The sequence below is a fragment of the Lentibacillus salinarum genome (assembly GCF_042679865.1).
In the GTDB taxonomy this organism is placed as follows: Bacteria; Bacillota; Bacilli; order Bacillales; family Amphibacillaceae; genus Lentibacillus; species Lentibacillus salinarum.
Genome location: NZ_JBHTNH010000001.1, coordinates 1 through 24056, shown reverse-complemented (window position 1 = coordinate 24056; position 24056 = coordinate 1). Strand labels below are relative to the sequence as shown.

The 24056-nt window shown below is 41.6% G+C and carries 28 protein-coding genes, 2 pseudogenes and 1 riboswitch; of the genes and pseudogenes, 24 read left to right on the top strand and 6 right to left on the bottom strand.

The window, feature by feature from the left end; translation table 11 throughout:
* Positions 1-20: 20 nt before the first annotated feature.
* From cbiB to ACFQ4A_RS00080, 15 genes are all read left to right on the top strand, one after another.
* Entirely contained in the window at positions 21-986 is a 966-nt protein-coding gene (cbiB, locus tag ACFQ4A_RS00150; RefSeq protein ID WP_382396750.1) for an adenosylcobinamide-phosphate synthase CbiB, read from the top strand.
* On the top strand, positions 961-2037 hold the full coding sequence (cobD, locus tag ACFQ4A_RS00145) for a threonine-phosphate decarboxylase CobD (RefSeq protein WP_382396748.1): 1077 nt from the start codon (positions 961-963) through the stop codon (positions 2035-2037). The genes cbiB and cobD overlap by 26 nt, the downstream gene beginning before the upstream one ends.
* Positions 2019-2579, top strand: a complete 561-nt coding sequence (locus tag ACFQ4A_RS00140; protein WP_382396746.1) for a bifunctional adenosylcobinamide kinase/adenosylcobinamide-phosphate guanylyltransferase — start codon at positions 2019-2021, stop codon at positions 2577-2579. Before cobD ends, ACFQ4A_RS00140 begins: the two co-directional genes overlap by 19 nt.
* Entirely contained in the window at positions 2576-3430 is an 855-nt protein-coding gene (locus ACFQ4A_RS00135) for a cobyric acid synthase (protein ID WP_382396744.1), read from the top strand. Before ACFQ4A_RS00140 ends, ACFQ4A_RS00135 begins: the two co-directional genes overlap by 4 nt.
* On the top strand, positions 3420-4226 hold the full coding sequence (gene cobS, locus ACFQ4A_RS00130; protein ID WP_382396742.1) for an adenosylcobinamide-GDP ribazoletransferase: 807 nt from the start codon (positions 3420-3422) through the stop codon (positions 4224-4226). Before ACFQ4A_RS00135 ends, cobS begins: the two co-directional genes overlap by 11 nt.
* Complete coding sequence (locus tag ACFQ4A_RS00125; RefSeq protein WP_382396740.1) at positions 4184-4810, top strand: histidine phosphatase family protein; 627 nt, start codon at positions 4184-4186, stop codon at positions 4808-4810. Before cobS ends, ACFQ4A_RS00125 begins: the two co-directional genes overlap by 43 nt.
* Positions 4762-5196, top strand: a complete 435-nt coding sequence (locus tag ACFQ4A_RS00120; RefSeq protein WP_382396738.1) for a bifunctional adenosylcobinamide kinase/adenosylcobinamide-phosphate guanylyltransferase — start codon at positions 4762-4764, stop codon at positions 5194-5196. Before ACFQ4A_RS00125 ends, ACFQ4A_RS00120 begins: the two co-directional genes overlap by 49 nt.
* A 325-nt stretch (positions 5197-5521) precedes the next feature.
* Entirely contained in the window at positions 5522-6106 is a 585-nt protein-coding gene (locus ACFQ4A_RS00115; RefSeq protein WP_382396736.1) for a cob(I)yrinic acid a,c-diamide adenosyltransferase, read from the top strand.
* 16 nt (positions 6107-6122) lie between these two features.
* Positions 6123-6836 carry a hypothetical protein gene (locus ACFQ4A_RS00110; RefSeq protein WP_382396734.1) on the top strand — a complete coding sequence of 238 codons (714 nt, stop codon included), beginning with the start codon at positions 6123-6125 and terminating at the stop codon, positions 6834-6836.
* A 115-nt stretch (positions 6837-6951) separates the two neighbouring features.
* Positions 6952-7203, top strand: coding sequence for a hypothetical protein (locus ACFQ4A_RS00105; protein WP_382396732.1), 252 nt, complete (start codon positions 6952-6954; stop codon positions 7201-7203).
* Between the two features lie 291 nt (positions 7204-7494).
* Positions 7495-8166, top strand: coding sequence for a uracil-DNA glycosylase (locus tag ACFQ4A_RS00100; protein ID WP_382396730.1), 672 nt, complete (start codon positions 7495-7497; stop codon positions 8164-8166).
* A gap of 190 nt (positions 8167-8356) precedes the next feature.
* Positions 8357-9550 carry a DUF4317 domain-containing protein gene (locus ACFQ4A_RS00095; protein WP_382396728.1) on the top strand — a complete coding sequence of 398 codons (1194 nt, stop codon included), beginning with the start codon at positions 8357-8359 and terminating at the stop codon, positions 9548-9550.
* Between the two features lie 707 nt (positions 9551-10257).
* Positions 10258-10425, top strand: a complete 168-nt coding sequence (locus tag ACFQ4A_RS00090) for a hypothetical protein (protein WP_382396726.1) — start codon at positions 10258-10260, stop codon at positions 10423-10425.
* A gap of 79 nt (positions 10426-10504) precedes the next feature.
* Positions 10505-12328 carry a MotA/TolQ/ExbB proton channel family protein gene (locus ACFQ4A_RS00085; protein WP_382396724.1) on the top strand — a complete coding sequence of 608 codons (1824 nt, stop codon included), beginning with the start codon at positions 10505-10507 and terminating at the stop codon, positions 12326-12328.
* Positions 12318-13010: an OmpA family protein gene (locus ACFQ4A_RS00080; RefSeq protein WP_382396722.1), complete on the top strand. Its 693-nt coding sequence runs from the start codon at positions 12318-12320 to the stop codon at positions 13008-13010. The genes ACFQ4A_RS00085 and ACFQ4A_RS00080 overlap by 11 nt, the downstream gene beginning before the upstream one ends.
* 115 nt (positions 13011-13125) lie before the next feature.
* Here the strand turns inward: ACFQ4A_RS00080 and ACFQ4A_RS00075 are convergent, their stop codons facing one another.
* Positions 13126-13449 carry a type II toxin-antitoxin system PemK/MazF family toxin gene (locus tag ACFQ4A_RS00075; RefSeq protein ID WP_382396720.1) on the bottom strand — a complete coding sequence of 108 codons (324 nt, stop codon included), beginning with the start codon at positions 13447-13449 and terminating at the stop codon, positions 13126-13128.
* A complete protein-coding gene (locus ACFQ4A_RS00070) occupies positions 13449-13655 on the bottom strand; it encodes a hypothetical protein (RefSeq protein WP_382396718.1) in 207 nt (68 codons plus the stop codon). Before ACFQ4A_RS00070 ends, ACFQ4A_RS00075 begins: the two co-directional genes overlap by 1 nt.
* Positions 13656-14273: 618 nt before the next feature.
* Positions 14274-14318: riboswitch (PreQ1 riboswitch) on the top strand.
* 5 nt (positions 14319-14323) lie between these two features.
* On the opposite strand from ACFQ4A_RS00070, the gene ACFQ4A_RS00065 reads away from it, so the two are divergent.
* Complete coding sequence (locus tag ACFQ4A_RS00065; RefSeq protein ID WP_382396716.1) at positions 14324-14815, top strand: QueT transporter family protein; 492 nt, start codon at positions 14324-14326, stop codon at positions 14813-14815.
* Positions 14816-14966: 151 nt separating this feature from the next.
* Positions 14967-15050 carry a putative holin-like toxin gene (locus tag ACFQ4A_RS00060; RefSeq protein WP_382396912.1) on the top strand — a complete coding sequence of 28 codons (84 nt, stop codon included), beginning with the start codon at positions 14967-14969 and terminating at the stop codon, positions 15048-15050.
* Positions 15051-15368: 318 nt separating this feature from the next.
* Here ACFQ4A_RS00060 and ACFQ4A_RS00055 read toward each other — a convergent pair.
* The 3 genes and pseudogenes from ACFQ4A_RS00055 to ACFQ4A_RS00045 form a co-directional block, all read right to left on the bottom strand.
* Positions 15369-15821, bottom strand: a pseudogene (locus ACFQ4A_RS00055) (transposase); the annotation flags it as partial.
* Positions 15822-15958: 137 nt separating this feature from the next.
* The gene (locus ACFQ4A_RS00050; RefSeq protein WP_382396714.1) at positions 15959-16405 is read right to left on the bottom strand and encodes a hypothetical protein; all 447 of its coding nucleotides are present in this window, start codon (positions 16403-16405) and stop codon (positions 15959-15961) included.
* The gene (locus tag ACFQ4A_RS00045; protein WP_382396712.1) at positions 16402-17247 is read right to left on the bottom strand and encodes a DUF3100 domain-containing protein; all 846 of its coding nucleotides are present in this window, start codon (positions 17245-17247) and stop codon (positions 16402-16404) included. Before ACFQ4A_RS00045 ends, ACFQ4A_RS00050 begins: the two co-directional genes overlap by 4 nt.
* 322 nt (positions 17248-17569) lie before the next feature.
* On the opposite strand from ACFQ4A_RS00045, the gene ACFQ4A_RS00040 reads away from it, so the two are divergent.
* The 7 genes and pseudogenes from ACFQ4A_RS00040 (at position 17570) to ACFQ4A_RS00010 (ending at position 23075) form a co-directional block, all read left to right on the top strand.
* Complete coding sequence (locus ACFQ4A_RS00040) at positions 17570-18919, top strand: amidohydrolase family protein (protein WP_382396710.1); 1350 nt, start codon at positions 17570-17572, stop codon at positions 18917-18919.
* Between the two features lie 60 nt (positions 18920-18979).
* On the top strand, positions 18980-19753 hold the full coding sequence (locus ACFQ4A_RS00035) for a sulfite exporter TauE/SafE family protein (protein ID WP_382396708.1): 774 nt from the start codon (positions 18980-18982) through the stop codon (positions 19751-19753).
* Positions 19754-19795: 42 nt separating this feature from the next.
* Positions 19796-20542 carry a GntR family transcriptional regulator gene (locus ACFQ4A_RS00030; protein WP_382396706.1) on the top strand — a complete coding sequence of 249 codons (747 nt, stop codon included), beginning with the start codon at positions 19796-19798 and terminating at the stop codon, positions 20540-20542.
* A gap of 136 nt (positions 20543-20678) precedes the next feature.
* The gene (locus ACFQ4A_RS00025) at positions 20679-21005 is read left to right on the top strand and encodes a DUF4433 domain-containing protein (RefSeq protein WP_382396911.1); all 327 of its coding nucleotides are present in this window, start codon (positions 20679-20681) and stop codon (positions 21003-21005) included.
* A gap of 12 nt (positions 21006-21017) precedes the next feature.
* Positions 21018-22034, top strand: coding sequence for a type II toxin-antitoxin system antitoxin DNA ADP-ribosyl glycohydrolase DarG (darG, locus tag ACFQ4A_RS00020; RefSeq protein ID WP_382396704.1), 1017 nt, complete (start codon positions 21018-21020; stop codon positions 22032-22034).
* Positions 22035-22355: 321 nt separating this feature from the next.
* A pseudogene (locus tag ACFQ4A_RS00015) lies at positions 22356-22694 on the top strand (nuclease-related domain-containing protein); the annotation flags it as partial.
* Between the two features lie 129 nt (positions 22695-22823).
* Positions 22824-23075: a hypothetical protein gene (locus tag ACFQ4A_RS00010; protein ID WP_382396702.1), complete on the top strand. Its 252-nt coding sequence runs from the start codon at positions 22824-22826 to the stop codon at positions 23073-23075.
* 110 nt (positions 23076-23185) lie between these two features.
* Here ACFQ4A_RS00010 and ACFQ4A_RS00005 read toward each other — a convergent pair whose 3' ends face one another.
* Positions 23186-23923, bottom strand: a complete 738-nt coding sequence (locus ACFQ4A_RS00005) for an N-acetylmuramoyl-L-alanine amidase family protein (protein WP_382396700.1) — start codon at positions 23921-23923, stop codon at positions 23186-23188.
* Positions 23924-24056: the final 133 nt, after the last annotated feature.

Genomic DNA, 24056 nt, shown 5'->3' with positions numbered 1-24056 from the left:
TTTATCAAGCGAGGTAGCGTATGCTCATTTATCATTTATTCAGTATAACATTGGCCCTTATAATCGACCGGATGATTGGTGATCCGCCTTCATGGCCGCACCCGGTACGTTGGATTGGAGCTCTCATTTCCTGGCTTGAACGTCGCCTGAATAAAGGCGTCTTAAGAAAGGCTAAAGGCGTTATTTTATTAATTATTGTGATGATGGCAGTATTTTCCATAACATGTCTCGTTGTGTGGGGCGCTTATCAAATTCATGCTATAATTGGAATTGCAGCCGAGTCGGTGATTATCGCGACAACAATCGCCCAAAACGATTTGAAAAAAGCTGCGCTGAACGTCTATCAGCCATTAAAAGATGGTGATATGCCAACAGCCAGACAGCGGGTTTCAATGATTGTCGGCAGAGATACGCAAATCCTAGATGCAAGCGGTATTACCCGAGCAACTGTTGAAACCGTTGCTGAAAACGTGAGTGATGGCATTACAGCAACGTTATTTTGGGCATTTTTCGGTGGCGCTCCTCTGGCGATGGTTTATCGTGCTGTTAATACGTGTGATTCGATGGTTGGCTATAAAAATGAAAGGTATCGTCAATTTGGCTGGGCATCCGCCCGATTTGACGATCTGGTTAACTGGGTCCCAAGCCGCGTCACCGGTGTTTGCATGATTGCTGTCTGTCCGTCACCTTTCATGACGAAAAGACAGACTTTTCACGCGTTGAAAATAGAGGCCGGTAAGCATCCAAGTCCGAACAGCGGCTGGGGGGAAGCGGCCGTAGCGCTCCTTCTGGGGGTTCAGCTCGGAGGCACCAATTATTACCAAGGCATAAAATCGGAACGGGCCGTTATGGGGTTGCCGCAGAAAGACTTGCACAAGAGGCATATTAAAGCAGCCATCTCGATCATGGAACGCACAAATGGCTTTTTTTTAATACTCTTATGGCTAGGGGGAGGATGTTATGCAATTGCCAGCACATGGCTCTAATCCGGATCATTTGTTTAAGGCTTTGGGGATGGAACCACCGACTAAAATGGTGGATTTCAGTGTGAATACTAATCCGTTGGGTGCACCCCGTGCCATCAAAGACCACTGGCAAGGCTGGCTGGAGGAGATTGAGGATTACCCGGATCCATCCGCTTTGGAACTGAAAAAGACGATTGCCGCTCATGAAGGTGTGGCAGAATCGCATTTGCTGCCTGGGAATGGCGCATCTGAACTCATTACATTAATCGCCCGTTATCTCCACGGAAAACAGGTGCTGATCATTCATCCGGCTTTTTCCGAATATGAATCTGCCTGCAGGAACGAAAATTGTACCATTTCTTATCATATTGTTCATCCGCCAAATTGGCAGTTGGAGAAGGGAGCATTGCAACAGAAAATAGATGCAGTTGATGCTGTTTTCTTTTGCCATCCCAATAACCCGGCAGGTGTGCAATATGACCGGTTGACCATCGATTGGCTGATTGATGCGTGTAAGCAGTCCAAAACGCTGCTCGTCATCGATGAAGCGTTTTATGATTTTGCATCGAATCCTGTCACGTTCATTCACCAAGCAGGCCGGTCTAGATATTTACTGGTTCTGCGATCACTCACAAAAATGTACAGTATTGCAGGATTGCGCCTGGGATATCTGGCAGGACGGGCTGAACTTCTTGCCCGAATTCAAATCAGTCAGCCGCATTGGAGTATCAATGCCATCGCATTAAAAGCAGGAAGCCTGTGCCTGAAAGATCACCAGCATAGCGAGGATACCCGAGCTTATATGACGGGAGAAAGGAAGCGGTTATTCTCGTTCTTCAGGAAAAATGATTTCTTGCATAGCCCATCAGCGGTCAATTTTTACCTAATCAGAGACCCTTCACTGGACGACCAGCAGGAATTATTCATGTATTTATTGCGCAAAGGACTTGTAATGCGGCATACCTACAACTTTCCCGGACTTGAAGGAACGTGGCTTCGTGCAGCCATTAAAACGGAAGCGGAAAACAATTTATTGATGGGGGCCTTATCCGAATGGAAACAGGGAAACTGATTTTTGTTACAGGCGGAGTTCGGAGCGGGAAAAGCGCCTATGCAGAGAAGATGGCTGTTGATTTAGGCAAGAAGCTGGGGTCTAACCTGCACTATATGGCATGTGGTGTTCCGTCTGATGAGGAGATGGTTGCACGGATCGCCCGCCACCGGGAAGATCGACAAAACGCGTCCGCCCCCTGGAAAACATGGGAATGCCCGTACCATTTACAGCGTATTGCCAAGCATTTTACGAAACAGGATATACTTGTCTTGGATTGTGTGACAACACTTTTAAACAATTATTTATTTGACCGCGCCTTGGATGAACCTGAACAGGTGATCAGTTGTATTTTAATGGATGTCGCTTGTCTTCAGGAAAATTCCGCCGGATTGATCGTTGTTTCCAATGAAGTGGCACAAGGGCTCACAACTGAGGAGCCATTCACACGAATGTATCAATACATACTCGGTAACGTTCATCAAGGAATCGTTGATCAAGCGGATACGGCCTATTTGGTCGAAAATGGGCTCCCGATTTGCAAGAAAGGAGTAGCGCAATGAAAGGGGTTATGATTCAAGGAACAGCTTCAAATGTCGGGAAAAGCCTTCTCACAACCGCTCTGTGCCGCTTGTTTGCTGAAAAGGGATATGCTGCTGCACCATTCAAAGCACAGAACATGTCCAATCGTACAATTCAAACGGAAGATGGAAAAGAAATGAGTGTTGCACAGGCTCAGCAAGCTGAAGCAGCCGGTCTTACGCCGTCCGTACGCATGAATCCGATTGTCTTAAAACCTTCTGAAGATCATCGGACAGAGGTGATTTTTATGGGCGAAACCATCAGCACAATCAATGGCGGTGACTATCAAAAGGTTTATTTCAATGAAGCAAAACAAACGATTCAATCGGCACTTAAGCAGTTAGAGCAGCAGTGTGATCTCATTTTTCTCGAAGGTGCGGGCAGTCCTGTGGAGATGAACTTAAAGGAGCGTGATCTTGCCAATATGGCCGTTGCCGAAATGGCGAACGTTCCTGTTATTCTGACGGCAGACATTGACAGGGGTGGTGCTTTTGCAAGTATTGCCGGTACATTGGCATTACTGACAGAGGAAGAAAGAAATCGGGTGAAGGGGCTGATCATTAACAAATTTCACGGCGACGTCACCTCGTTTGCATCGGGCAATGAGTGGCTTGAAGCCTATACCGGGATCCCTGTTTTAGGTGTTGTACCGTACATCGAACATGGCCTCGCCGAAGAAGACAGTGTGGAGGGAATCAGTACACCGGAAGCGCATACGTCCAATTTTTTATTAAAAAATGCGACCTATGAAAAACTGGCAAAGCATTTGGAAAAACATCTGGATTGGCGGAAACTATTAAAAATCATATTGGGTGAAAAGCATGTTCACTAGTATACGAGGCATTTTTACTGGGATGGGTATTAACCTGCAGTTTTTCACAAGCATTCCCATAAAAAGTGACTTCCGGATGGACCGTTACGATCTGTCATATGCGTTACGGACATTTCCGTTGCTCGGACTGGTTCAGGGTGCTATTTATGCATCCATTTTGTTTGTGCTTATGTCGTACACGCCTTTTTCTGAAGTTATAATCGCGCTTTGTTTTTGGCTTGTATTGATTTTACTGTCAGGTGGTATTCATCTGGATGGGCTTATTGATACAGGTGATGCCTATTTTTCGTACCAGAATCCTGAGAAGCGGTTGGAGATTATGCAGGACCCCCGTGTCGGTGCTTTTGGTGTCCTGTCTATCGTCGTATTTCTTGGCGTTCGTTTTGTTATTTTATATGAATTGATCACCATGGCCGGCGCCTGGACATATTTATTGATCCTGTTGGTCCCGTTTCTTGGGAAAATGCTGATGGGCGCTTATTTGCAGGTTTTGCCGACAGCGCGAAATAATGGGATGGCCCACTTTTTTAAACAAGGTGCGAGCCGATCTTTCCGGATGGTTTATGGTTTTTATTTAATCATCATTAGTATATTGATAGCATTTTTAAATACGGATTTATTGGCATGTTATTTTATTCTCGTAAGCTGTATGATTGTTATAGGGTATATGATCGCCGGGAGAATAACGAAGCATTTCGGCGGTATATCGGGTGATACATTAGGAGCGAGTTCAGAAGGGATGGAGCTGCTGTTATGGATCGTCATGTGGCTGTTACACTCTTTCGCCATGGTGTAACAAAGGCAAATCTGGAGAGGAAATATGTGGGGTGGAGCGATCCACCGATTACTTATGAGGCCAGGCGGACATTAAAAGTGCTGCAAAGCGACATACCTAGCTTTGATTTCTGCGTATCAAGTGACTTAACTCGCTGCAGGCAAACAGCTGCTATCCTTGGTCGGGGGGTGCGGCACATGGAAACTGAAGCGTTTCGCGAAATGAATTTTGGCCAGTGGGAATTGAAAACATATACGGATCTTTGTCAGGACGAAGCATACCAAAACTGGCTTTCAGATCCTTTTTCCAATCGGCCACCTGATGGTGAATGGTTTGCCGATATGGAAAATAGGGTGATGAACGGTTGGACGTCACTCAAGAAGACAATCAATGATCAGGCTCATCAGGAAATGTTACTGGTGACACATGGCGGGGTCATCCGTTTACTATTAACAAAGCTGGCTGATGAGGAGAAAAATTTCTGGCAATGGCAAATTCCGCATGGGAGCGGGATGAGACTTTGCTGGACTTATCGTGACTGGAAGGAGGGAAGTCGATGCACTTCATTACGGGTGGTGCCTTCAACGGGAAACGAAAATGGGTAAAAAACCACTATGCTGCGGATTATCCCCTCTGGTTGAGCGCCTATGGAGCAGATACGCTAACGAAACCTTCCCATAGGGATTTCCCGGCTGTTGTGGTGTTGGAAGGGCTTGAAAAATGGATCTATACAACAATAGATCCGACGCTTTCACCTGATACACAGCGTCAAAACGTTATGAGCCAAACCGAACCTTGGTTAGAGTGGGAAAAAGTAGAAAGCCACCGAAAACTTGTTATGATCGGTACAGACATTTCCAAAGGGATTGTACCGACAGAAAAATGGGAGCGGCTATGGCGGGATATAACCGGATGGGTCTATCAAGATTTGGTGGCACGAGCCGAACGGGTTGATATAATCTGGTATGGCATGGAACAAACGCTAAAGTGAAGCTTCATTCAATGGGGGGTTCCCGCTGGCATTAAGGAACAAAGGCTAAGTTCGCAACGTCCTGTTGCAACGCCTTTGTGACCTACATCCTGCAGGCCCGAACAAAGGCTAAGTTCGCAACGTCCTCGAAAAAGAAAAGCACTTTTTCTTCGTGCGATGTATCGCTGTCGCAGCTTTCCTTGTCCTGTTGCAACGCCTTTGTGACCTACATCCTGCAGGCCCGAACAGAATCGGGCATTTAGGGACAGTTCAACGGCGTCCTTTGGCGGGTTACTGTCCATTAGATACGAGATAAGGTACGATTAAATTCATAGGAGGATTTTCAATGAGACTTTATACAAAATCGGGTGACAAAGGGCAGACAAGTGTCATTGGTGGTAGATTGGACAAAGACGACATTCGCGTTGAAGCATACGGAACGATCGATGAAGTGAATTCGTTTGTCGGAAAGGCGATTTCGGAATTGGATAAAGCCATTTTCCCGGATATTGTGGCAGACCTTGAGAAGATTCAGCATGAGTTGTTTGACTGTGGCTCAGAACTATCGAATATCAAAGAGAAACGCGAACATAAATTGTCTGAAGAACCGATCACTTACCTTGAAGGCAAAATGGATGAATTGATCGATGAGGCACCGGAACTGGAGCGATTTATATTGCCGGGCGGCTCAGATGCCTCAGCGTCGATTCATATTGCCAGGACGGTTACACGTAGGGCAGAAAGAATGATTGTATCGCTCATGAAAGCAGAAGATGAGATTTCGCCTATCCCGTTAAAATATGTGAATCGTTTATCGGATTACTTTTTCGCAGCTGCACGCGTCATCAATGCCAGATTAAATGTTCCGGATGTCGAGTACGCCCGCAGCGCAAAGGTTTTCCGTGGATCCAACAAGAAGAAACGGGATTAAAAAGGAGCCGTCTGTGATGAACAATGTTGTCATACTGCCGTTGACGGCTGAACAGGAGCTCGTGATTGCATCAGATAATAGTGGATCCATTGGTGAAAAACCGCATGATGCAGTCAGTACATCGAATACCGTTGTGGGCCGCTTTGCCTGCCGTGTTGCTGTCATGGAATGCCTTGCTGCAAGAGGTGACGTGCAAGCAGTCACCATGCAAAACTTTACCAGTGATGAGGCCTGGCAGGATTATAAACATGGTGTGGAACAGATATTAGACGAATTGGGCTTGGGTGAGCTTCCCATAACCGGCAGTACTGAGAGTAATTTTGCCAGTCTGCAGTCGGGGCTTGGACTAACGGTTATTGGAACGAAATCAATCGCGAAAACAAGTGACTTCTTGGGCGAGGGGGAATTTGCGGTTATCGGGAAGCCTTTGGTCGGTAATGAAGTACTTGAACAACCTGATGAAGTCGCACCACTTTGGTTATTTCAACGTCTGTGTCGGCTGGAATCAGTGAAAGCATTGCACCCGGTTGGTTCAAAGGGAGTCGCTGCGGCATGGAGGGCCTGGACGAATCGGGTGAATAAGCTGGATTGTACGCTCGATTTGGAAAAATCCGCCGGCCCAGCTACCTGTTTCCTGATTGCTTTTGATAGAAGACATGAAGAGAAAATAAGGGATATAGCAGGTTCTTTTTTTCATAGACTGGTGCCTTTAGACGTGGTTGAATCATAAGTGTTTTTAAGAAACAGTCGAGAAATCTCCCATAGATGTTTTCATATAAATCTTTTATAATAGTAGTCACACCTTATGTCGTTAACTAAAAATGAAGGAAAGGGGGGAGGATGCTATGCGTGATGTGGCAAATAATCAAGTACTGCAGGCCATCAAAGAATTGCAAGATCAGATGAATGCTGGATTTGAAAAAGTCAATAACCGTTTTGAACAGGTAGACAAGCGGTTTGAAGCGATCGAAAAACGGCTTGACCAAATGGATACAAAAATTGATGGTGTGCAGGATGGTGTAGACCTGCTTGCCAAGAGAACATGGAACAATGAAAAGGACATCCACATTATGAAAAGAAGAATGGGTCTGGAGTAAATCCAGTTGCAGTCTAAGCGGCTGCTTTTTTTATAAGGGATCATGCCGCTGCTCAACAGACAGTCGCCAGTGTTTCCAAGGTGGTTATAGTGTATTTGACAGTTTTTCAGTTTTTCCGTTACGTGATATGATAATCTATATCCCGCATATAACGGTCAGTAACCTGCCAAAAAACGGCAGCCAACTGCCCGTAAATGTCCGATTCGGCTCAACTAACATTCAGTGGGGAAGAACGTCCCGCTGAATGAAGTTTCGCTTTATGAATCTATCAACGTTTTAGGAGCTGAGAGTGTGACTATATTAACGAATGATTGGGCGCCAGTCATGGCGGATGAGTTTGAAAAAGACTATTATCGCGAGCTGCGAACGTTTCTGAAGCAGGAGTATGGCAGCACAACGGTTTATCCTGGTATGTATCATATTTTTAATGCCCTTCATTATACAAGTTATGAAAATACCAAAGTGGTGATTCTCGGGCAGGACCCTTACCATGGCCCAAATCAGGCGCATGGACTTAGCTTCTCCGTTCAACCGGAAGTTACGATACCACCTTCATTAAAAAACATTTATAAAGAGCTGCATGATGACCTCGGTATTGAAAGCCCCAATCATGGCTGCTTGACAGACTGGGCTGAACAAGGCGTCCTTCTGTTAAATACGGTTCTGACCGTCAGAGCAGGCAAGCCGGCTTCCCACAGGGGCAAGGGCTGGGAGCATTTTACAAATGAAGTGATCCGGCATGTGAATGCCAAACAGGATCCGGTCGTGTTCATACTCTGGGGACGACATGCCCAGGCAAAAGAGTCATTTATCACGGAACCGCAGCACCTGATTATTAAATCACCGCACCCAAGCCCATTTTCTGCGCATAAAGGATTTTTTGGCAGCCGGCCGTTTTCACGTGCCAACGCGTTTCTGGAAGCGGCAGGACGCACGCCAATCAACTGGCGTCTACAGACGTGAAAGCATTCGGTCTTTGGAAAAGTTCTTGAATATCGGGAAACCGTTCACTCCCCGGATCTCCTCCTTCAGCTTCATTGGAAACCTAGTATTTACACTAAAGTACAGGAAAAACAGCCGCCCTCTATGATAGAATAAGAGAATGTGTGTACGAAACATGCACGCTGACTATCAACATAGGAGTGGAATAACTTTGGACAAAAATGACATCGCGAACATCCGTAAACAATTCAAAGTCGATAATGATTTATTGACCATACATGACATTTTTAACGTGTACATCATGAAAGAATCAAGTGATATTTACCATCACCAGAGTGTCCCATTTGAAATGCTGGAACAGGAACAGCAAGAACTGTTTATGGAGAATTTTAAAAAAGTACTATCCGGCCAATTGGATGAAAAGCTTTTTGAATTAAAGTTTCAGCGTGATGTGGAAAATAGTAGTCAGCTCATTCTCCATCAAAGCCTATTGAGTCCTGATACCGAAGAATGGAAAGGGCATATGCTCGGGCTCGTCGAAAAAATGCTGACGAATAAACAATATGAAATGGATATTGTCGTCACCTTCATTCGCGGAGAGTATATGAAACCGATGAAGAACATGAGTGAAGAGGCAGAAGAAAGTGAACGCGACACCGTTTATTCCCATCCTTTTATTTTATGCAGTATGAATAAAACGCAGGACCCGAAAAAAGAACTGCTGTTTGACTATGTTGAAAAGGAATTTAAGTATAATATTGTCGTCGATCCCATTATCAATCTGAAAGCACCGATGTCAGGATTTTTATTTCCTTCGATCACGGATAATGCATCGGACGTCAACCATGTGCTTTATGCAGCAGGGAAGAAGAATGAACCGGATTACCATTTTATTGAAAATGTTTTAAACGCGGAAGAAATCATGACGGCTGCACAGGATAAATTAGTTTTTGAAGAAATTGTGAAAAACGTAGCGGGTGATCAAGCAATCAATACATCCACACTTTCGAACGTATATGACGAGATTCACCGGGTCGTGGAAGAAAATGAAGCGGAAGATAGACCGAAATTGGACTACAAAGATGTCGAAAACGTTTTAACAAGCAGTGGAATAGAAGATGTCAATACGGAAAAGGTGGAATCCGCTTTTAAAACGGTCGTTGATGACGAAACGTATGAATTTAAAGCGAACAACATTGTACCGAAATATAATTCAAAGTCGATTAAAATCGAGACAAAAATCGCGAATATCGCCATCAGTCCACAAGACTTAAGACATGTACGTCAAGTCCATTTCAACGGGAAGCGTTTCTTAATGATGGAAGTGGAAGAAAATACGGTGATCGAAGGCTTTGAAATGATCCCGGAAGCTCTGTTTCAAAAAGCGCCGGAGGATGAAGCATGATACGGTAAAACAGTCTGGAAAATTGTGGATTGAAAACAGTGACAAGGGCGAACGTCGGTATAACAGCTTCCCAGGGGAACAAGGTGAAGCTATATGAAATTTTTTCGTTTTGATGCCCCTTTTTCGCTTACCGGATTCGATTATAGGCGTGACCCCCTTCCTATGACTACAATCGAAACTTTTTGGCAAAAAGGGGCATGGAGAGGGAAAATTCTTATTAAAAAAAGCAGAATCTGATTACTGATATTTGAAACAATTCAATAGGCCATTAAGTAGTATGCTGTAAATATAATTTGTAAGGAGTGTAATAGAAATGCGCCGGTTCACGCCTATTTTCCATGGCCCTGATTGGGGCGGCTCTTCATCAAAATCTATGTTTGACAAACTGGATTTAAATTGATAGAGGCAACCGCTACGGAAAAACACTACGCTTTCCGTGGGCCCCGAGCTCAGCCTCCTCGAAAAAAGAAGTTCGCTTTTTTCTGCTCAGGTCTACTCTGCGCTTTCCCACAGTCTCCGTGTTTTCCCTCCGCTAGCTAGTTGTCAATAACCTATTTATCCATATATTTCAACCATTGATTTTGGTGTTGACCCTAAAAAACAGTGCGGAGGAAGTTTTCGGTAGATTTTGATAGAGTTGGGGGTTATGAAGGCTGAAGGAATTTGCTTGGGTCCGGGGTCCAGGGGTATGATTAGCACTGATCAGCATGGATCTTCTTGCTAAGAAAAATTTTGTTGATATTGAAACACAGGGCGAATTCACCTATGGTATGACTTCTGTAGATATTTCAGGAGTCCCGGAAAAGAAAGCAAATGGGGAATTTATCCATCACTTAATCGTGACGGCTTCTGGGAACTGTTTAGCGATGCATTAAAATCTTATGGTTAAACACACATGATTGGTCCAAGCCCTGAATACCTATAAAGAAATAGGTCTTAACAGGGGGAGCAGGAATGCTGCAATTCATTCTGGAACTGTTTGCAAGCGAGCAGAAAGCAGAGGCGCTTTTATCAAATCCAACCATCGAATTGATTTTTATGATTTTGTTCATCGGCTTTTTCCTTACCATTCTGGTTCATTTTACTTTATTTATGAAGCTTAAACGCATCAGAAATTATCTGAATGAAACCAACCGGATGGATATTCAGCCGCTGCATGATTTTAAAGAGCAATTTGTCACGCGCGAGCAAAAGGAACCGGTGAAGCCGGAAACGTTTGTCCAAGAGAAATTTTCCGGATGGCGTGTCTTTAACGTGCCCGTTGTCAATCTGATTAAAATGGTGCAGATGACTGTCTCCGTGTTTATATTGATCGGGGTGCTAGGGACATTTATTGGTCTGACGATATCTTTGGGAAGTATCAATGCGACAGGTAGTCAATTAGTAGAAAATGTGGCCGCTGTACTCTCGGGAATTGATGTGGCGTTTTATACCAGTATTGCTGGGATGGGGCTATCCTTGATTATGTCCGTCCTGATTAAAGTGTTTAATACGGAACATATGCTGACGGCTATCATGTTAAAAGTTGAATCCCATTTAGAAGGAAATGAACAGGACGGACTCAACCGGTTAATCGACGTGTCAGAGGCGATTAATCAATCGATTCAGCATCTACAGGAAACGAATCAGCAGTCACTGTCAGGGATTGAAAATGCCTTCGCGGGATTTCAGGAATATACAAGCGGCCTGCAGCAATCGGCAAAAGATCTGGCAGCATTTAATGACGGCCTTTCCAGCAATCTTGAAAAATTCCAGGAATTGTTTGACCATATGAAAGACGTGACGGATGGATTTGGCGAATCGACTAAAAAGCTGAACAATAACTTTGATTCGCTGTTTTCCTACTTTAAAAAGATGGACAGTAAACATGAGCGTATGGCCAAAGCATTCGAAAATACGTACGAGCGTGTCAAAGACACATCGGAAGCCCAGATGGACACCTTGAACCGTTTTGAGGAATCTGTTGGGGAATTGAAAACCTTTACGTCGTCTATCATGGAAGAACAGGAAGCCATTCACCATCAATTTGAGAAATTCACACAGAAAAGCCATGATCTAGTGAAAAAAATGGACGAACATAATCAGGAATTTAAGCACATATTTGGAAACGATCTGAGCGTGAAATTGACCGGCATCATGACAAATATCGGTGAGCTATCCAAGGACTTCGATAAAATGGGCGATTCGATTAGTCAATTGCCGCAAGCGCTTGAGGTAATCAATCAGACACAAGCGGAACACAAGTATTTGCTATCCGACCGCTTTGAGGAGCTGAAGGAATTTAACCGGACATTCAACAGTCATCTGAAAGCTCATTCTGAGGAATCAAAGGCATTTGAACGGCAAATCCAGGAAGCAACCCAAACGTATGAAAAACTTGGCATGCAGAATAATCAGCTGATTCAAGAGATAAATAAGACGATATCCCAGATAAACCAATCGTTCAATCAGCGTGAAAACCAAGTCGACGTAAGTGTCGACGTCTTAAAAAATACCCTTTCCAATTATGTGGCCAATCTGGAAGGGATACTGGGCGACAAGCTTGATAAAGTCGCCCGGAACATCAATGACTCGGTAGACATGACGAATGATGGTATCAAGAAAGAATTCCAGGAGATCCGGCGTCTGTCAGAAGACATTCAAGTAAGCAATTCCCGCCATATCCAGCAAATGCTCCAGGACTTGAGCCGTGAGATCCAAGGATTGAACCGGCAGTTGAATCGTATGGGCCAGCAAGCAGAACCTAACGGGAACAGGCTGAGATACGATGAATACTAAATACCAGCGGCTTTTCAAAAAAGAGCAGGATGACGGGCATTTTTGGCCATCTTTTACGGATCTCTTGACCATTATTCTATTATGTTTCATTTTAATGTTCATCGCGATGATGATTATTAAATCACTGCAGATTGAAGAGATGAAAAAGACGATCGATCAGATCATGGGCGTACGTTCCCAGCTGGTCAATGATTTACAGACGGAATTCAGCGATTCGCCAATGGGGATTGAAGTGGATGAGGAGACAGGTGCGATTATTTTTAATACAGAAATATTATTTCCATATGATGAGTCCGAATTGAAGCCGGAATCCTTTCAGTTTCTGGATGAATTTGTGCCGAAATATCTGGACATATTGCTGGAGAGCGGCTACGAAGACTATATCGCCGAAATCATCATCGAAGGCCATACCGATCGTGACGGTGGATATCTGTACAACATGCAGCTCTCACAAGAACGAGCCTACAGTGTCGCCGAATACGTTTTGAGCGACGACTTTCCATATAAAAATATCCGGCAGCACCTGAAAGATAAATTAACCGTCAACGGCAAGTCTTATACTGATTTCCGAACCGACGATTCAGGGAATTACAGTGCAGAGGACTCCAGACGAGTGGAATTTAAATTCCGGTTGAAGGACGAAGAGATTTTGGAGAAAACGCGGGAGATTTTGGATGAGTGAGTGTAAGATTATTACTGGATTTGTGTTCGGTAGAGAAAAAGTCATATATGGCTATTTCGAACGCGACAAATTTCATGATAACGATTTGATTTCTATATGGTAGAACATATTAAGTTTATAGCCCATGATATTGACTGAATTCTTGAACAATCTCACTTAGGTCCTCTACACTTAATCTACCCCTGGATTTTAAGTCAACATTATCAAAAAAATTATAGTGATCGATTTGAACAAAAGAGCGCTGCTGTAAATTAGCTTCAGGGCTATTCAGGATTTCTATTCGATTTGGATGTCTATCGGTTGGTCCTGTTTTAGTCACTTTTAATCCTAAAGCTTTATCATAATCCGTATTGACGACAATAATAAGGACAGGACGTCTTTTCGAGCCCTGTCCTTCCTCATAAGGGAATGACAATTCATACAAATGGCCGGCCTTCATTAGTCGTCATCCTCCACCCAATATTGATAATCTTGGTGTTTGGAATCTATATTGACATGACCTTTATGATCGACGTGTAGTGAATCCTGTTTTTTTAATTTATGGGAATTAATAGATGAGGAAATGGCATTTAGTTGACGTTGCTGTCGTTCTTCATTTGTTTTACTTGAATGACTTTCACGCTGATGATTTCGGGTAACAGGCACCTTTTTATCCTCCTTACTATTATGACACATACCACATACCACCTCCATCTAAGATTATGGTATTAGTATATGCTGAAAGTTAACAAAAGATAAGTTAGCTTAAAATTATTTACCTCATATTGTCGTATTAACGAAAAACAAATGAGGTGTCAATTTAATATAATATTAGCACTGTTTACGGGTCATTAACCGTCATAATCTCGTCTGCAGCTCTTGTCGTTGCGATTCTACCTAATCAAATTATACAATATTCGTTGGAATAATAAAACAAAAATGTTTGTCCTTTTTTGAGATGAGATAAAGACAAAAAGTAGTAAGAATCCTTGGGCGGAATAGATTCTTACCTCATATTTTTTACGTCCTCTTTTCGCTTTGACCTGCACAATCCATTCATCGATTTGGTCTTTGGTTCATTCAGCTTTCATGACGGTTGGCTCAGGGAGTAAATCCCTTCCTTTGTATACCGATAACTGCCGTGTGCTGTATTTATTCTCCGTTCCCTGACAAAATTAGCCAATATGAGTGACCATCATGCCTGAATGTTTTTTAAAAATCTGCTAATATCGCTTTGCGAATTCCTGGTTTCAGGATATAATAGGGTCGTTTGGGACTTATACCCAAACCGTGGTTCGAAACCATCCCACGTTAAAAAACTAAGGAGTGATATGATGAATACCAAAATACTTGTCGCCAATGCGCTTGTGGCGGCTGCTTATGTCGCCGTGTCATTGGTTGCCGCACCGATTGCATTCTCGAACATTCAGTTTCGCATCCCGGAAATTTTTAACCATCTTGTTGTCTTCAACAAAAAATATTTTTTCGGGATTGTACTGGGCGTCCTTTTGACCAATTTATTTTCACCAACAGGCGTTTTTGACATGACATTCGGTGTGGCCCACACGGCACTTTCGCTTGGAATTGTCATATTCCTAGCAACGTTTATTAAACACAAATTGACCTTGCTCGTCATCAACACAATCGTATTTACATTCACGATGTGTATCATAGCGTTCGAGCTTTATCTGGCCCTCGATTTGCCATTTTTGTTGACATGGCTGACGACAGCTGCAGGTGAATTCGGCATCATGGCTGTCGGGATTCCGATTATGTATATGCTGAACAAGAAACTGAATTTCAATGATCTTATGGAAAGAAATTGATTGTGTTATACAGTATGATAAGGTGTTTTAAAACGTTTGTATGAGAAAAATAAAAGTGGGGCGTTGTCCTAAGCGTAATTATGTTATAATAGACCGAGTGTAATAAGGCTTTCATGGGTGGTGGCTCACTCCCTTTTATAGAAAGGGGGTGATGCCTATGACAGTTTACGAGTCATTAATCGTAATGATTGCGTTCGCAACGCTTGTCGTTGCAATTCTGTCAGAAAAAAAGTAACCACCCTGAAGGCCTAGCGTTAAATATACTATAATTCATAGAGGATAGTTAGTTCAATATAAGAACTAATATCCTCTTTTTTGTTACATATTTAATTCATAAACCATATCTTGTTTTTATAGTTTAAATTGTATATTATATTAGCATAAATTTATTATGCGCATTTAGAGGTGCTTTGATGAAAGGGCAAGAGGTTCTATGGGGATCCATCCGCACACCCAGCGTACCATGGACAATCACTCCTAAGTTCCGCTGGCGGGGCCCCGCCAGTGGAACTTAGGAGTGGCACGGCAGTCAAGGGCAAGAGCTTCGCCGTCGTTAGGTGCTCCTTCCCAAATATATACTGGCCGGTGTCTTTTCTCCCAAGGCTTGGTGAGGTCTTTTCCAGTTGTAATGATACATGTAGTCCTTCGTCATTTGTTTTAATTCTGACACTGTTTCCGGGTATCGTAAGTAGAGCCTTTCCCATTTATGGCTTCGGAAAAAACGTTCCGTTCTGGCATTGTCCTTTGCGCGTCCTATCCCGTCCATACTAATCTTGATGGATTCATAGCTCTTGTTGCAGTCAATATAGACTTTGGAGGTGAATTGACTTCCCTGATCACTATTGACGATTTCAGGCATTCCATGATCTTGAATAGCCTTCTCCACGGTACGCATGATAAAATCTGTCTGCATCATATTGCTTAAAGACCATCCCACGACAAATCTTGAATACCAATCGATGATAGCCACCAAATACATAAAGCCTGTTGGTGTGTCACAATACGTACTTTCTTCTCTCAATATTTCTAAAACAACCTTTGCTTTTTCTGTTGAACTGTACCTTCTTCGTTTTTTACTCATGGTATTAGTTTTATCTTATTTTTTCATTTTTAGTGTCCAAAGCTACGAAACCATTATATCAATTATATTGCATTTGTAAGCATTAAGGTAATCTGTGCAATGAATACGGAGCCGACGAACGTGGATGTCATGACAACGAAGGCAATTAATAGCATTCTCCACCCTTGTTGTATAAATTGTTGGAAGCTTGCTTCGATTGAGATCCCAGCTAATGCACCAACGATAGATAGCGGTGCCTTAAATTCTATTTTACCTGTAGCTTCTGTAACAAATTCAGAAACAGGTGATAGGGGCACAGCAAATAATAAACCCAAAAGAGAACAAAAAAGGATCATTGGAAGCTTTAGCGGTATGATTTTGGATAGAAATACCGCAATAAGTGTGATGCCACTTAAGACGAGCACTCCAGTGATGGACTCTGTAAACGGTATGTTAAAGCCAATAAAGTTTGTCGTCATAATAGCAATCGATACGAAAATTAATAAGACAATCCACTCTCTATATTTCATAGTATCTTTGTCTCCTCCTTATCCTCATTATTTTTATGACGCTTATTTATTTTCGGTTCTAAGATGCTATAAACTTTACTTGCAAGCGGTATAGCTATAAATACGGCAGCATAAATACCGGTTAGCCCTGTGAGTGTGTCACTCGCGCCTCCAAGCGTTAAAATATCTTGTTCAAATGCTGGATACATATGTGCCAAACTGGAGGTTGCTGCAGCCATCATGATACCTGCCCCGACACCTGAACTCATGCCAAGTGCATAGGGATGAAAGAGTCCTGTGGATGCAACTAGCGTAGCTAAAAATCCAAAATAGATTGTACCAATGAGCCCACCGATAATATATACGGATAATGTTCCTCTCATTTCCGGTGAAGAAGGGCCGTATATATCACTAATCAAAGCCAAATTTGTCTCTCTATTAATGGAATGTCCTGCGCCAATAGCTTCTCGTTTAAATCCAAGGAACAGTGCTAGCGGAACAGCAACTAAAACAGTGGCTATATTTCCAAATTCCTGTAATAGTAAAGCAGGACCAACCTCAATCAGCATCGGTACATTACCACCAGCAATAACGCCTAGTTTAACGATAAAAGGAGCAATCGCTACGAGAATAAGAGGAGAGGCTGCTTCTACTTCACGTTTTGAGAAAAATTTTGCTAAATCAGGACCAAGTAAAACGCCAAATATTATTCCGTAAAAAATAGGGAATATTAGCACCAGTCCTGGGCCAACGGAAAACTGAAATTCACCAATCAGGTCAGCTACAATCAGTATCGCGTAAGCACCCACATAAACTTTCCAATTTTTTTTAAACCGTTCCGTAATTGTAGTACTTGTTTCCATCTGCTTCCCTCCAATATAAAATAATGGTTTGCTTCGGTTCTTCTTTTTGGAATTTACTTTTGCTTGCTTACCGCGCCGTCAAGCTTCACCTCACTTTTATGAAATCGATTCCAATTTACATTACATTCACAATTGTCTAAATTCTTGAAATCACAAAATCAGCATAACATCAACTTATCAGACAAGCAACATGTTTTTATAAAATATTTCTAAAAATATTCGCAATATTGCTATTTACTTATCAGATAAGTTGGTGATACAATGGTTTTTGAAAAATAAGAAATATATAGATAAATTATGTATTGTCATAAGGAGGAATAGAATGGTTGCTAATGGGAAGAAAGTTGACCTCATGATTCGAAATGCATCGGTTTTAACACCGGAAATGAACGTAAAAGTGAATCAGTGTGTCGTTATTGATCATAGCAATATACTTGAAATTGGTGATGATGAACTAATCTCCCTATCGTATGAAGCACGTGAAACACTAAATGCTGAGGGTAAACTGGTGATGCCAGGTATGATTGATGCTCATATGCATACATGTCAACAGCTTATAAGAGGCAGAATTACAGACGAATATCCAATGATTTGGACACGAATCATGGTGCCTTATGAGAGTAATTTGCGTGAAGAAGACGTAAAAACCAGTGCTGAACTGAGTTTTCTCGAAATGATCAAATCAGGTACGACTGGTTTCATAGATGCGGGTGGAACATATATGCATAAAGTAGCACAAAGTGCGATCCAGTCCGGTATCCGTGGTGCAATAACTTGTTCTACGATGGATAGTGGCGAGGGGATCCCCGAAAGTATGAAAAAAAGTACGGAAGAAAATATTCGGATAAATAAAGAATTGTATCAAAATTTTCATGGTGCTGGTGACGGAAGACTTGATGTCTGGTTTTCGCTTCGTTCGATCATTTCCTGTTCCCCAAGTTTGATACAAAGCACTTTTGAAGTTGCGAATGAACTTGGTACCGGTGTACAGACACATATGAACGAATATCCAAATGAAGTTCGTTACTGCTTAGAAAAATATCAAAAGCGACCATTCGAATTCCTTGCATCTTTAAACATTTTAGACGTCAATTTTTTAGCCGCACATGGAATTCTTCTATCCGAAAATGAAATGGACATTATTAAAGATCATGATATTAAAATAGCTCATTGTCCAACTAGTAATTCAGGAAAAGGCTTTACGAAAACACCGAGCTTACTACATAAAGGAGTGGGTGTTGCGCTTGGTACAGATGGCGCTGGACATACAGGACTTAATCTTTTTGACCAAATGAAAGTACTGAAGTCACTTATGCGCGCATTTTGGGGGGTATCTATTTTTGATCCGAAAATTTTGCCATCTGCAAAGATTTTAGAAATGGCAACGCTTGGTGGAGCAAAGGCATTAATGCGTGATGATATTTTAGGAACATTAGAGGTTGGTAAAAAAGCAGATATGATTTTAGTTAATATCGATCAGCCACACATCGAACCGACACATAATCTCATTCATACATTGATAGATTCCTGCAATCATCAAGATGTGAAAGACGTGATTGTCGATGGAAAAATCGTGATGAAGAATAGAGAAGTTCTAACGATGGATGAGGAAAGAATAAAATATGAAAGTAAAAAACAGATGAAGGAAATCGCTGTACGAGCCAGCCTCTAAAAAAGACACAGAATAAAATGTTCCATGGTGAAAGAAACAAAAAGAATCGAGGTTTCCTTTATGAGTGCAACTTTATTATTAGTTGTTATATGTTCCAATCTTATCATTGGAATACTGCTTGGAATCTCTGGAATTTCGGGATTTTTACTGCCATTAATTTATGTTGGATTTTTAGGGATGCCAGTGAAAGATTCATTGGCTCTTAGTTTTTTAGCTTTTGCAGTTTCTGGTATCATTGGTGCCTTTTCTTACTTAAGATCAAAAAATATGGATCTACGCCTAGCACTCTTTCTAAGCATTGGTAGTATTCCTGGAGCATTTCTTGGCGTTCAGATCAATGTGTTAATTTCGGATACGCTAGCAAAGCTGTTACTTTACTTATTCATTTTCATTGCAGGGTTATCTTTATTTAGACAAAACAAGGAACGTACGGACGTAGATGCCAGTAGCTTGAAAATATTGCATAATAATTCTATGCTTATATTAATTGGTTTACTCACAGCCGCAATCAGCTCTTTAACAGGAGCAGGAGGACCAATTTTACTCGTTCCTTTACTTGCAAGCCTGGGGGTAAATATACGAGTGGTCGTAGGAGTGAGCCTATTAAATTCAGTTATTATTGCACTTCCAGCTGTATTCGGTTATTTTGCTTATGCAACGATGGATCATTTAGGCGTACTGATCATCAGCAGCTTAATTGGAATCACAATTGGTATTATAACAGGGGCTAAATTCGCTGAAAAAGTTCCGACTTATCATCTACGTATTTTTATTGCAATCATAACCATTATTTCAGCTGTTTATATGCTTGTAACGTTATTTTTTGGAACATGAGAAGAAAACAATTTCGTAAAGTAATAAATAGGGGGATAAAAAATGGCTCGTACAAGGTCCAAAAAACAATCGGAGGTAAAAAGAGCAATTGAGACGATCCGTGAATTTATTTTGGAAGGGAAATTACGAGACATTCAAAAGTTTCCTTCCGAATCAAAGTTAGCAGAGGACCTCGGAATGAGCAGATTGACAGTGAGAGAAGCTCTCATTGTACTGGAAAATGAAGGGTATATTACACGAAGGCAAGGGAGCAGTACGGTTGTCACAACATTTGCCAGGAAGTTAACAGGTAAAATAGATAAAGCGGGGGAACTCGGAAGTTTGATCACGGATACAGGGCATAAATTAAAGGTCGATAACATTTCCTGGTCATGGGAAACATCTACCAAAGAACAGGCAGAAGCCTTGAACATTTCCGAGGGAGAAGAATTATTAGTCGTGAAGAAGCGTTTCCTCGCAGACACAACGCCAGCCGCGTATTGTGTAAACCGAATACCAAGAAGCTATTTAGAGGGTGTTGAATTTTCAGTTCAAGATTTAGCTGAACACATTTTTACCTTTATTGAAGAACAGTGTGATTTAAATTTTAGCCATGACTTCATGGAAGTGGTGCCAAGTATTACTGACGAAAACTTGAGTGATGTATTGGATCTGGAATATCATACCCCATTACTCCGTTTTGATATTACAAAACATACGATACAAGGGGATGCGATCATGTATAATACGGATTATTATGTCCATGACTTAATTAAATTTACGGCAAGCCGGACGATATCACACTCTTAAATCATGAGAGGCTGGAGCAACCCCCCACAATAGTCCTGCTGTTGTCGTTTCTACAATGCTCTGTTTAAAGACTTGCACAATCTTTTCTGCCGTGCATTCAAGTCCAACATGATAATCAATGATGGATCTGTCATAAATATCAATAATTTCAGACGCCGGAAAAAAGTTTGTGTTTACGGACGGTCATGCTATTATGGCGTTAACTGATTTTTATCATGATTTGAAGGATCTAAATCAAGTGGATTGGAATGTGATGAACACTCAATATTGGAATGATACGAATGAAGATCCAGATCGGAAAAGAAGAAGGCAAGCTGAATTTTTAGTCCATCAATCTGTAGAACTTGATTTATTTTTAGGAATTGGTGTTTATAATGAATGGATGAAACGGCAAGTAAAAGATATATTATTAACGCATAATATAGACATGTATGTTTTGGTAAGAAGGAATTTTTATTTTTAGGGGGTGAAGGTTTTGATTCATTATAAGACAGGGAATTTGTTAGAGGGTCAATCGGAAGCTCTCGTTAATACGGTGAATACAGTCGGTGTTATGGGAAAAGGGATTGCCCTTCAATTTAAGCAAGCATTTCCTGATGTGTTTCGTGAATATGAAAAAGCGTGTAGAGCCAACCGTGTAGTAACGGGAAAGGTGCAAGTGGTTGAAACCAGTTGTTTAGTAGGCCCCAAATACATTATTAACTTCCCAACCAAGAAACATTGGAAACAAAAATCAAAACTGAATTATGTTGTTGAAGGACTAGAAGACCTTGTGAAGGTAGTTCGTGAATTTGGCATTAAATCAATCGCGATTCCCCCACTTGGTTGTGGAAATGGTGGTTTAGATTGGTCAGAAGTGAGACCGCTTATTGAAAAAACATTTCAGGATGAACCCATAAACGTCCACGTATATGAGCCGGCGGGAAGTCCAAAACCAAACCAAATGAAAGTGCGTACGAAAAAGCCAAATATGACTACCTCAAGAGCACTTCTCCTTGCTTCATTAGATAATTATAAAGAACCGGGATATCGATTGTCATTATTAGAAGTACAAAAAATTGCCTATTTCCTTCAAGAGTCAGGGGAAAATTTACAATTACATTTTGAGAAGTATAAATATGGGCCATATGCCGAAAACTTAAACTTTGTTTTACAGCGTTTGGAAGGGCATTACATTCGGGGGTATGGTGACCGCAATCGAAATGCGGAAATCTATCTGATTAATTCTGCAGGTGAGAAAGCATACAAACACTTGGAAGAAGACAAAGTAAATAAACAACGGTTAGCAAAAGTAAAAGAGATTATTAACGGTTTTGAGACACCCTATGCGATGGAATTACTTGCTACGGTACATTGGATTATGAAAACTGTTCGCCTAAAATCAGATGAACAACTAATCCAAGAAGTTCAGAATTGGAATGAACGTAAAAAGAAACTATTTCCTTCCAAGCATATTTTAAAAGCATACCAGCACTTAAAGGGTATTGTATAAAGAAAACGGCAAGGTAATGTGAAAGCATCCTTATTTTTTTCAAAAGAGTAGGGATGTTTTTGTTTTGTGTTCATAAGTATCATAAAATCTCCTCCATTTTCAAGTGGTTGGATGTGCAAAAATGTGTGTAGCGATTAGATGTAACCCATCCCCATGACACTTTTTTCCGGCCACATTCGATTATAATGATGAACCCCTTCTATATATATAATCGAATAGCGGCGATAAAAGGTGTTACCCAGCAGTGTATTTGCATTTCTTAACCCAACCAAACAGTAAATATGCTAAAATGGACTAAAAAGCGACATGCAGGTGAGCATCATGGCAACCACGGTTCCAGAGACAATTCGCAGAACGGCTACTGCTGGCGAACGTCTTTTGTTTCGAACGTTAAAAGAATATCTACCGGATGACTATATCATCTATTATGAACCTGATATTAAAGGGAAACGTCCCGATTTTGTCATCATTGGTCCCGAACTATGGCTGATTGTGCTGGAATTAAAAGATTATGTAAAAAGTTCTCTAATGCGGATTAATCAGGACGAGTGGACTTTACATACGACATCCGGCGAACAAGCAACGATTAAGAATCCGCTGCTGCAAGCACGAGATTATATGTTTCATATATATGATTGTCTGAAAAAGGACTCGAATCTTCACGCAGTACCTTGATGAGGTGAGAAAGAAGCGGAAGGAAACGGCCAGGCTGCAGGAGATGCATGGGGGACGTGGTTGACAGCTGCCGGTGAGGTAATTATCTTAAATAAAAAAGGAGAAGTGTATTAGATGGTACCAATATCAATTAATGAATTTGCAAAAAGCTTTGTCAAAACGAATAAAGAGGAAAACTTACAAGATACGAAGGAAAAACTCCAATTAGCCGTTGAAAACAAAAAAGGTGGAGCGGATTGTACTTCTTGCGACGCACCTATTTGGGCAATTGGCTCTGCAATTGTTGGATGGAATGGTTGTTTTACATGTATCACAGGCGAGGGTGACAGCAGTGAAGATTATGAAATTGATGTCGTTAATTATTGAACTGCGGTAGTTTTTCAACTTAAAAGCCATCCAATTTAGTGACTTATAACGTCAAAAATTGGATGGCCCGCTGCGCTCTAATATTGCTGTATTGATTTTTAGGTCTGGTCTTAAAATCCCCAATTTAAAAAACCTTGTTCATCCGACCGTTCTTTGTACGCTTTAATCCCTTCAACAATTGAAGCGGCGACACGTGATTGAAAATCGTCCGTACGCATTACGGACTCGTTCTCGGGATTCGTCAGGTAACCTACTTCTATCAAGGCTGCCGGCATATTCGTATCCCTTACAACGAACAGATCTTTCTTCTTTATCCCTCTATCCCTGAATCCGGTAGCTTCAACCACATGTTTCTGTAAAATCCGAGCAAACTGGCGGGAATTATTGTGGTAGTAAAATGTTTCGGTGCCTGAAACACTCGGATTGGAAAACGTGTTGCCGTGAATAGATACATATACATCTGCATTCAGTTTATTTGCATATTTAGGTCTGTAGCGGCTTTCCTGCGAAATAAAGCTGTCATCTGTTCTCGTCATGAAAACTTCCATCCCCGATTCCTGCTCCAACAGTTTTTTCACTTCTTTTGACAACCTTAACGTAAAACTCTTTTCATATTGGCCGCTGGCACCTGTTGCCCCGTTATCTTTACCGCCATGCCCCGGATCGATTACCACCTTAAAAGCTGTGTTTTTGTTTTTACTGTTATTATTGCTATTGTCCTTAGCATTATTGTTGTTGTCGGAATTGCCGGAGCAAGCCGATAAAATCAGGATTGGAATTATGAGCAATGTCACAACCGACATATTCCGTGTCCTGTGATTTCTCTCGTTTTTCCGTTGAAATACCATCTTTCAGGCTCTCCGCTATTTAATATGGAAAAAACAGTATAATAGAGCTACATCCAATCTATTATTTACCGGTTAAAACCAAAAACCGGACAAGGGAATGGATTCGATTGCTTCGCTCTGCATTCACCACCTG

Coding starts and splice junctions, on each gene's coding strand:
- cbiB (WP_382396750.1), top strand. CDS start 21: ATGCTCATTTATCATTTATTCAGTATAACATTGGCCCTTATAATCGAC.
- cobD (WP_382396748.1), top strand. CDS start 961: ATGCAATTGCCAGCACATGGCTCTAATCCGGATCATTTGTTTAAGGCT.
- ACFQ4A_RS00140 (WP_382396746.1), top strand. CDS start 2,019: ATGGAAACAGGGAAACTGATTTTTGTTACAGGCGGAGTTCGGAGCGGG.
- ACFQ4A_RS00135 (WP_382396744.1), top strand. CDS start 2,576: ATGAAAGGGGTTATGATTCAAGGAACAGCTTCAAATGTCGGGAAAAGC.
- cobS (WP_382396742.1), top strand. CDS start 3,420: ATGTTCACTAGTATACGAGGCATTTTTACTGGGATGGGTATTAACCTG.
- ACFQ4A_RS00125 (WP_382396740.1), top strand. CDS start 4,184: ATGGATCGTCATGTGGCTGTTACACTCTTTCGCCATGGTGTAACAAAG.
- ACFQ4A_RS00120 (WP_382396738.1), top strand. CDS start 4,762: ATGCACTTCATTACGGGTGGTGCCTTCAACGGGAAACGAAAATGGGTA.
- ACFQ4A_RS00115 (WP_382396736.1), top strand. CDS start 5,522: ATGAGACTTTATACAAAATCGGGTGACAAAGGGCAGACAAGTGTCATT.
- ACFQ4A_RS00110 (WP_382396734.1), top strand. CDS start 6,123: ATGAACAATGTTGTCATACTGCCGTTGACGGCTGAACAGGAGCTCGTG.
- ACFQ4A_RS00105 (WP_382396732.1), top strand. CDS start 6,952: ATGCGTGATGTGGCAAATAATCAAGTACTGCAGGCCATCAAAGAATTG.
- ACFQ4A_RS00090 (WP_382396726.1), top strand. CDS start 10,258: ATGGATCTTCTTGCTAAGAAAAATTTTGTTGATATTGAAACACAGGGC.
- ACFQ4A_RS00085 (WP_382396724.1), top strand. CDS start 10,505: ATGCTGCAATTCATTCTGGAACTGTTTGCAAGCGAGCAGAAAGCAGAG.
- ACFQ4A_RS00080 (WP_382396722.1), top strand. CDS start 12,318: ATGAATACTAAATACCAGCGGCTTTTCAAAAAAGAGCAGGATGACGGG.
- ACFQ4A_RS00075 (WP_382396720.1), bottom strand. CDS start 13,449: ATGAAGGCCGGCCATTTGTATGAATTGTCATTCCCTTATGAGGAAGGA.
- ACFQ4A_RS00065 (WP_382396716.1), top strand. CDS start 14,324: ATGAATACCAAAATACTTGTCGCCAATGCGCTTGTGGCGGCTGCTTAT.
- ACFQ4A_RS00060 (WP_382396912.1), top strand. CDS start 14,967: ATGCCTATGACAGTTTACGAGTCATTAATCGTAATGATTGCGTTCGCA.
- ACFQ4A_RS00050 (WP_382396714.1), bottom strand. CDS start 16,405: ATGAAATATAGAGAGTGGATTGTCTTATTAATTTTCGTATCGATTGCT.
- ACFQ4A_RS00045 (WP_382396712.1), bottom strand. CDS start 17,247: ATGGAAACAAGTACTACAATTACGGAACGGTTTAAAAAAAATTGGAAA.
- ACFQ4A_RS00040 (WP_382396710.1), top strand. CDS start 17,570: ATGGTTGCTAATGGGAAGAAAGTTGACCTCATGATTCGAAATGCATCG.
- ACFQ4A_RS00035 (WP_382396708.1), top strand. CDS start 18,980: ATGAGTGCAACTTTATTATTAGTTGTTATATGTTCCAATCTTATCATT.
- ACFQ4A_RS00030 (WP_382396706.1), top strand. CDS start 19,796: ATGGCTCGTACAAGGTCCAAAAAACAATCGGAGGTAAAAAGAGCAATT.
- ACFQ4A_RS00010 (WP_382396702.1), top strand. CDS start 22,824: ATGGTACCAATATCAATTAATGAATTTGCAAAAAGCTTTGTCAAAACG.
- ACFQ4A_RS00005 (WP_382396700.1), bottom strand. CDS start 23,923: ATGGTATTTCAACGGAAAAACGAGAGAAATCACAGGACACGGAATATG.